Source organism: Intrasporangium sp., assembly GCF_036566125.1.
Lineage (GTDB): Bacteria > Actinomycetota > Actinomycetes > Actinomycetales > Dermatophilaceae > Intrasporangium.
Window position 1 is genome coordinate 1 of the sequence record NZ_DATCWX010000289.1, and the last position, 7,697, is coordinate 7,697.

Consider the following 7,697-nt stretch of genomic DNA (forward strand, 5'->3'; position numbering starts at 1 on the left):
AAGGAGCTCGACGCCCTTCGCGACCGGATCATCGCGTCGCGTGGAGCCAAGGACGCCGCGTACATCCGCCGAGTCATCCGCGTCCAGCGCACCCTCGAGCTCGCCGGCCGGGCCACGCTCCTGCTCTCCCGCAAGCGCACCGCCTTCGTCGCCGGCACGGCCATGCTGTCGATCGCCAAGATCCTCGAGAACATGGAGATCGGCCACAACGTCCTGCACGGCCAGTGGGACTGGATGCGCGACCCGGACATCCACTCGACGACCTGGGAGTGGGACTTCGTCTCCCCCGCCCGCACGTGGAAGCACACGCACAACGACCTGCACCACACGTGGACCAACGTCGTGGGCAAGGACAAGGACGTGGGTTATGAGCTGCTCCGGATGGACGAGGACCAGCCGTGGACGCCCATGGCTCTCGGCAACCCGCTCTTCAACCTCGTCCTCGCACCGTTCTTCGAGTGGGGCATCGCCCTCTACGACATCGAGCTGCCCGCGTGGCAGCGCGGCGAGAAGTCGACCGAGGACCTGAAGCGGGACCTCAAGGCGACCGGGGTCAAGGCGCTCAAGCAGTTTGCCAAGGACTATGCCGCGACTCCGGGGGCCGCCGCAGTTTTCGGCTCCGGCAAGCAGGCCTTCTGGGGCACCTTCACCGCCAACGCGATCCGCAACGTCTGGGCGCACTCGGTCATCTTCTGCGGCCACTTCCCCGACGGCGTCGACACCTTCACCGAGGAGATGATCGACGGCGAGACCCGGGGTGACTGGTACATCCGCCAGATGCTCGGCTCGGCCAACATCTCCGGCAGCAAGCTCATGCACCTCATGACCGGCAACCTCAGCCACCAGATCGAGCACCACCTCTTCCCCGACCTGCCGAGCAACCGCTATGCCGAGGTCGCCGTCGAGGTCCGCGAGATCTGCAAGCGCTACGGTCTGCCCTACACGACCGGCCCCCTTCCGCGGCAGGTGTACCAGGCGTGGGCCAAGGTCTGCCGCCTGGCCCTTCCGCCGCGGCCGAAGCGCCTGCCCAAGCAGGCCGTCAACCAGGCGCCGCCGTCGGCCCGGCGGCACTCCCCCCTCCCGATGGTGGCGCATGGCCTCTGAGGCGGCGGCGATCCGGCCCGGCCCTCGGGCCGCCGCCTTCTTCGACCTCGACCGGACCCTCATCCGAGGCTCGGCCAACTACCCGCTCGCCGTCGCGGCCTTCCGCGGCGGCCACGTGCCCTGGCGGGACCTGCTCAAGGACACGCTCAACGCGGTTGCCTTCCACCGCAAGGGTTCCACCGACGCGAGCTCACACGCGCTGCGCGAGCGCATCCTCGGTGCCGTCGCTGGGACGAAGCAGTCCGACATCATCCACCTCGCCGACGAGATCGTCCCCGGCATCGTCCGTCGCCTCATCCCCCAGTCCGCCGCCCTGCTCGCCGAGGCCAAGGCAGCCGCGATGGACCGCATCGTCGTGTCCGCCTCGCCGATCGAGCTGGTCGGGCGCATCGCGCGAGCCCTCGGGCTCGAGGGGGCGGTCGCGACGCGCAGCGAGCTCGATGACCAGGGCCGCTACACGGGCCGGCTGATGGGCGAGTTCTGTTACGGCCACGGCAAGGTCATCGAGATCGAGAAGCTCGCGGCGGAGCGTGGCTACGACCTCAACGGGAGCGCCGCCTACAGCGACTCGATCAGCGATCTTCCCATGATGGAGCGGGTCGGCACGGCGATCGCCGTCAACCCTGATCGTGAGCTGCGCCAGCTCGCCGTCGAGCGTGACTGGCGCATCGTGGAAGTCGGCCGCAAGCGCCACTGAGCGTGCGTGCGCGACTGAGCTCAGCGGCATACGGAATCTGTCGTATGCCGCTGAGCTCGCTCAGTCGGTCAACTGACCTCTCAGAGGTGGTCGCCGAACGTGTCGTAGATCCAGTCGAGCACGTAGCCGCGGTCGACGCGCATGACCCCGCCCGTGCCGGCGCACGTGGAGTTCATGCCGAACGACGTGACGCCGGCGACGACGTTGGTGTGGCCGAGGAAGTTCGGCCCGCCGGAGTCGCCGAAGCATGTGCCGCCGGTGTTGGTGTTGTTGGAGAGGAGGAGCGACTGGTCACCGGTGAAGCCGGTGTTGATCTGGAGCAGCTGTGGGTTGGCGACCATGCGGACTCGCTCGGCGACGTTCTTCCAGGACGCGGCGTCGGGGAAGGACTGCTGCAGGCCGTAGCCGACCGACGTGAAGGTCGTGCTGCGCCGCGGCTTGAGCGAGTCGAGCTGGTCCTGTGTCGGGAGCTGGCCGTAGGTGTCCATCTGCACCGGCTCGTCGAGGACGACGACGCCCACGTCGCGGATGTAGAAGGCGGCCGGGTCGTAGTCGGGGTGCGTGTACGGCGTGCCGCCCACGTCGCCCGAGTTCGGGTAGCCGTTGCCGGGCCGACCTGACTCGACGTCGGCGTCGAACCAGATCTCGACGGGTGGCCGTTGCCGTCGAAGGACCGTCAGAGTCTGCCCATCAGCTGGCACATCAGCGGATGCCGAGGGAGGAGTACGTCTCCCGGCCGCGCTCGAGAGCGGCGACGTAGCCGGCGCGCTCGTAGGCGGTGGCGTCGGTGTCTCGTGGCACGGCGAGCCGTCCCCGCACGTCGTCGACCGACTCGAAGCCCTTGCGCGACATCCACGTCTCGAGACCGGTGAGGATCCGGCCGGCGTGCTCGACCCCGTGCCGGAGCAACGCCGACGCCGTCATGACGACGTCGGCGCCGGCGAGCAGGTAGGCCGCCACGTCCTCGCCCCGCTCGACGCCGGTCGTCGCGGCGAGCGAACCCGTCACATGGCCGTGCAGGATGGCGATCCACGACCTCGGCAGCCGCGCGTCCTCGGGACGCGACAGCACGACGCCCGGCTCGACCGACAGCCGCTCCGGGTCCACGTCAGGATGGAGGAAGCGGTTGAACAGCACGAGGCCGTCAGCACCGGCCTGGTCGAGGCGCAGGGCCATCTCGCCGGGCGAGCTGAAGTGCGGGCTCAGCTTGACCGCGACCGGGATGGTGACGTGCTCCTTGACCTCCCGGAGGATCTCGACGTGCCGGTCCTCGACGACCCGACCCGGGGTGTGCGGGTCACCGGGGACGAAGTAGATGTTGAGCTCGATCGCGGCGGCCCCGGCGTCCTGCATGGAGCGCGCGAGCCTCGTCCACCCGCCCTCGGTGCTGCCGTTGAGGCTGCCGATGACCGGGACGGTGACCGTGGCCGAGGCGCGCTCGATGAGCTTGAGGTAGCGCGAAACGGCGCTGGGCTCAGGGCCGCCCGGTCGGGCGGTCGTCGGGAAGTAGGTCATCGCCTCGCCGAAGGCATTCTCGTGCGTCTCGACGATCGCCGCGTCCCGCAGCTCCTCGCGGTGGACCTCCTCCTCGAAGAGGGAGTAAAGGACGATCGCGCCCACCCCCGCGTTGGCGAGCGCGACGATCCGGTCGAGCGACACGGACAGCGGCGAGGCCGAGGCCACGAGAGGATTACGGAGCGTGAGGCCCAGGTAGTGAGTGGTGAGGTCCATCAGTTCCTCCTCGGGTCGGTCGCGAAGCGCGCCGGCCCGCGCGTCGCCATCTCCTCGTAGGTCGCCCACCGCTGGTCGACGGCCTCCTGGGCCAGGTGGAGCAGCCGGTCGGCCTCCTCCGGGTCCGAGTTGCGCAGCACCCGGTAGCGCAGCTCCTTGTAGATGTAGTCCTCCAGCGGGATCCGCGGCCGGGGGGAGTCGAGCTGGAACGGGTTGCCGCCCTTGGCCCGAACCGTCGGGTCGTAGCGCAGCAGCGGCCAGTGCCCGCTCGCGACGGCCCGGTACTGCTGGTCGAGCCCGTCCCTCATCTCGATGCCATGGGCGATGCAGTGGCTGTAGGCGATGATGAGCGACGGCCCGTCGTAGGCCTCCGCCTCGCGGAAGGCGGTGAGCGTCTGCTGCGGGTCCGCGCCCATGGCGACCCGGGCGACGTAGACGTTGCCGTAGGAGATCGCTTGCAGGGCAAGGTCCTTCTTGCCGACCGCCTTGCCACCTGCGGCGAACTTGGCCACTGCCGCCAGCGGGGTCGCCTTGGACGACTGGCCGCCGGTGTTGGAGTACACCTCGGTGTCGAGCACGAGCACGTTGACGTCACGACCGCTCGCGAGGACGTGGTCGAGGCCGCCCGATCCTATGTCGTAGGCCCAGCCGTCACCCCCGACGATCCACAGGCTCCGGCGCAGGAGGTGGTCGACGACGCTGCGCAGGTCCTCCACCGCGGGCCCCTCGAGGTCAGCGAGGCGCCGACTGAGCTCGGCGACCCTCTCGCGCTGGGCGGTCAGCTCCGACTCCCTTGTCTGGGGGGCCCCGAGGATCGCGTCCGCGAGGTCTTCACCGACTTGGTCGCGGAGCTCGGCGAGGCGCTCGCGCGCCAGCTTGGTGTGCAGGTCGGCCGCCAGGCGCAGGCCGAGGCCGAACTCGGCGTTGTCCTCGAAGAGCGAGTTGGACCAGGCCGGGCCGCGGCCGGCGGCGTTCTTGGTCCACGGGGTCGTCGGGAGGTTGCCGCCGTAGATCGAGGAGCAACCGGTGGCGTTGGCGACCGTCGCCCGCTCGCCGAAGAGCTGGGAGAGCAGCTTGAGGTAGGGCGTCTCGCCGCAGCCGGCGCAGGCTCCGGAGAACTCGAAGAGGGGCTCGAGGAACTGCGTGCCGCGCACCGTCCCGAAGTCCACGCGCGCCCGGTCGTTCTGGGGCAGCGTCTCGAAGAAGCCGATGTTGTCTCGCTCCTGCTCGAGGACCGGCTCGAGGTCGGCCAGGTTGATCGCCCTGCGGGCGTTGTCGAGTGGGTTCGTGACCGGGCACGCCTCGACGCAGAGGGCGCAGCCGGTGCAGTCCTCGACGTAGACCTGGAGGGTGTAGCGCGAGCCCGGCAGGCCGACGGCGTTGAGCGGGGCGGAGGGGAAGCCCTCGGGTGCTCCTGTGGCCTCATCGGGGTCGTAGTACTTCGACCGGATGACGCTGTGCGGGCAGACGAACGCGCAGTTGCCGCACTGGATGCAGCTCTCCGGGTCCCACTGGGCGACAAGGTCGGAGATCTGGCGCTTCTCGTAGGCGGTCGTGCCGCTGGGGTAGGTGCCGTCGAGCGGCAGCGCGCTGACGGGAAGGTCGTCGCCACGACCGGACATCATCGCCGCGGTGACCGTCCGGACGAACTCCGGAGCATCCTCGGGGACCACCCGCGGCATCGCGCGGCCGGCGACGTCCGGCGACTCGGGGACCGGCACCTCGTGCAGGGCCGCCACGGCGCTGTCGACGGCGGCCTCGTTGCGGCGCACCACCTCGCTGCCGCGCCTCCCGTAGGTCTTGCGGATCGCGGACTTGACCGCCGCGATCGCCTCGTGGCGAGGCATGACTCCCGAGATGGCGAAGAAGCACGTCTGCAGGACGGTGTTGGTCCGGCCCCTCAGGCCTGCGGCCTCGGCGACGGCGTCGGCGTCGATCGCCCACAGCTTGAGATCCTTCTTGATGACCTCCTCCTGCACCGGTCGGGAGAGGCCGGCCCACACCTCGGCCGGGGAGCCGGCCGCGTTGAGCAGGACCCGGGCTCCGGGCCGGGCGACACCGAGGACGTCGACCTTGTCGAGCAGTCCGAGCTGGTGCACCCCGACGAAGCCCGCCTGGCGGATCAGGTAGGGAGCCCGGATCGGGTGCGGCCCGAACCGCAGGTGCGAGACCGTCTGGCCGCCTGACTTCTTCGAGTCGTAGACGAAGTAGGCCTGCGCATGCAGGTCCGGGTCGGCGCCGAGGATCTTGATGGTGTTCTTGTTCGCCCCGACGGTGCCGTCCGAGCCGATGCCGTAGAACACGGCACGCAGGGTCTCGTCGTCCTCGATGTCGAGGTCCTGGTCGAAGGGCAGGCTCGTCCCACTCACGTCGTCGTTGATGCCGATCGTGAAACGGGGCTGCGGCATGCCCATGGCGAGCTCGGAGAAGATGCCCGCGACCATGCCAGGGGTGAACTCCTTCGAGGAGAGGCCGTACCGGCCGCCGATGACCTGCGGCAGCCGCGAGACCCGACCATCCTGGTGGGCCTCGGTCAGCGCGGTGACGACGTCGAGGAAGAGCGGCTCGCCGGACGAGCCGGGCTCCTTGGTCCGGTCGAGCACGGCGATGCGACGGACGGTCGGCGGGAGCGCCGCGACGAGCTCGGCTGCCGGGAACGGCCGGTAGAGCCGCACGCGCAGGACGCCGACCCGCTCGCCACGCTCGTTGAGGTGGCGGACCGTCTCGGCGACCGTCTGGCCGCCGGAGCCCATGACGACGATGACGCGCTCGGCGGTCGGGTCGCCCTCGTACTCGACGATGGAGTACTGCCGGCCGGTGTGCCCGGCCAAGCGGTCCATCGCGCCCTGGACGATGCCCGGGACGCGCACGTAGAACGGGTTGACCGTCTCGCGCGCCTGGAAGTAGACGTCCGGGTTCTGGGCCGTGCCGCGCACGAACGGACGCTCGGGGCTGAGGGCTCGGGAGCGGTGGGCGCGGACCAGCTCCTCCGGGACGAGGTCGCGCAGGACGTCGTCGGGGAGCCGCTCGATGGTGTTGAGCTCGTGCGACGTGCGGAAGCCGTCGAAGAAGTGCACGAAGGGCACTCGGCTCTCGAGCGTCGCCGCCTGGGCGATGACGGCGAAGTCGTGAGCCTCCTGGACCGAGCCCGACGACAGGAGCGCGAAGCCGGTCTGCCGCACCGCCATGACGTCGGAGTGGTCACCGAAGATCGAGAGGGCTTGAGCTGCAATCGATCTCGCCGCAACGTGGAAGACCGTCGAGGTCAGCTCCCCCGCGATCTTGTACATGTTCGGGATCATCAGGAGCAGACCCTGCGATGCGGTGAACGTCGTCCCCAGGGCACCGCCCTGCAGCGCGCCGTGCATCGCGCCCGCCGCGCCACCCTCGCTCTGCATCTCGACGACGGTGGGCACCGTCCCCCAGATGTTCGTCCGGCCGTGGGTGGCCCACTCGTCGGCCAGCTCGGCCATCGTCGAGGACGGCGTGATCGGGTAGATGGCGCAGAGCTCGTTGAGCCGGAAGGCGACGTCGGCCGCGGCCTCGTTCCCGTCGATGGTGACCTGTTCCCTGGTGGCCTCTTCCCTGGTGGCCTCTTCCCTGGTGGCCACGTCCGTGGTTGTCACGTCAGCCCCTCTCCACCGCATCGGTGACCTGCACCGGCGCAGACTCAGACTCAGACTCGAACTTCGACTCGGCCACCATCTCGATGGCGTGCACCGGGCACTGTCGGTAGCAGGTGCCACACCCGGTGCACTTGGCATAGTTGAACTCGTAGCGAAGTCCCTTGCCCAGCTTGATGATCGCGTCCTCCGGGCACGATCCGAAGCAGCCGTCGCACTCGAAGCAGTTGCCGCAGGACAGGCACCGCCCGGCCTCGAACCGAGCCTCCTGCTCGACCAGCCCGGCGACGACCTCCTCGAAGGCCTTGATGCGCACCGCCGGGTCGAGCTCCGGCTGCTGGCGCCGGTCGTGGTCGCCGAAGTACCAGAGGTTGAGCCGGTCGGAGTGGATGATGTCGTGCCTGGGCGCCTTGACGAACTCCTCGGAGCGGAGCCACGCATCGATGCTCCGAGCGGCCCGCTTGCCGTGCCCGACGCCGATCGTCACGGTGCGCTGGCTCGGGACCGCGTCACCGCCGGCGAAGATCCCCGGCGCGCCGGTC

General features: G+C 69.7%; 6 protein-coding genes. 2 read left to right on the forward strand and 4 right to left on the reverse strand.

Annotated features, from left to right (window positions below; genetic code table 11):
* Together VIR15_RS17500 and VIR15_RS17505 are read left to right on the forward strand one after the other, a co-directional pair.
* Nucleotides 1-1,104, forward strand: a 1,104-nt coding sequence (locus tag VIR15_RS17500) for a fatty acid desaturase family protein (RefSeq protein WP_331930077.1), incomplete at its 5' end; no start/stop codon positions are given.
* Nucleotides 1,094-1,801 (forward strand): HAD family hydrolase, encoded by a 708-nt coding sequence (locus VIR15_RS17505; RefSeq protein ID WP_331930081.1) that lies wholly within the window; start codon nt 1,094-1,096, stop codon nt 1,799-1,801. The genes VIR15_RS17500 and VIR15_RS17505, both read left to right, overlap by 11 nt.
* A gap of 80 nt (nt 1,802-1,881) precedes the next feature.
* On the opposite strand, the gene VIR15_RS17510 is transcribed toward VIR15_RS17505, so the two are convergent.
* From VIR15_RS17510 to VIR15_RS17525, 4 genes are all read right to left on the reverse strand, one after another.
* Nucleotides 1,882-2,502 (reverse strand): trypsin-like serine protease, encoded by a 621-nt coding sequence (locus tag VIR15_RS17510; protein ID WP_331930083.1) that lies wholly within the window; start codon nt 2,500-2,502, stop codon nt 1,882-1,884.
* Nucleotide 2,503: 1 nt separating this feature from the next.
* Entirely contained in the window at nt 2,504-3,532 is a 1,029-nt protein-coding gene (locus VIR15_RS17515) for a dihydroorotate dehydrogenase-like protein (protein ID WP_331930085.1), read from the reverse strand.
* On the reverse strand, nt 3,532-7,158 hold the full coding sequence (nifJ, locus tag VIR15_RS17520; RefSeq protein ID WP_331930087.1) for a pyruvate:ferredoxin (flavodoxin) oxidoreductase: 3,627 nt from the start codon (nt 7,156-7,158) through the stop codon (nt 3,532-3,534). The genes VIR15_RS17515 and nifJ overlap by 1 nt, the downstream gene beginning before the upstream one ends.
* Nucleotide 7,159: 1 nt before the next feature.
* A partial coding sequence (locus VIR15_RS17525) for a 4Fe-4S binding protein (protein ID WP_331930089.1) occupies nt 7,160-7,697 on the reverse strand: 538 nt, incomplete at its 5' end.

Coding starts and splice junctions, on each gene's coding strand:
- VIR15_RS17505 (WP_331930081.1), top strand. CDS start 1,094: ATGGCCTCTGAGGCGGCGGCGATCCGGCCCGGCCCTCGGGCCGCCGCC.
- VIR15_RS17515 (WP_331930085.1), bottom strand. CDS start 3,532: ATGGACCTCACCACTCACTACCTGGGCCTCACGCTCCGTAATCCTCTC.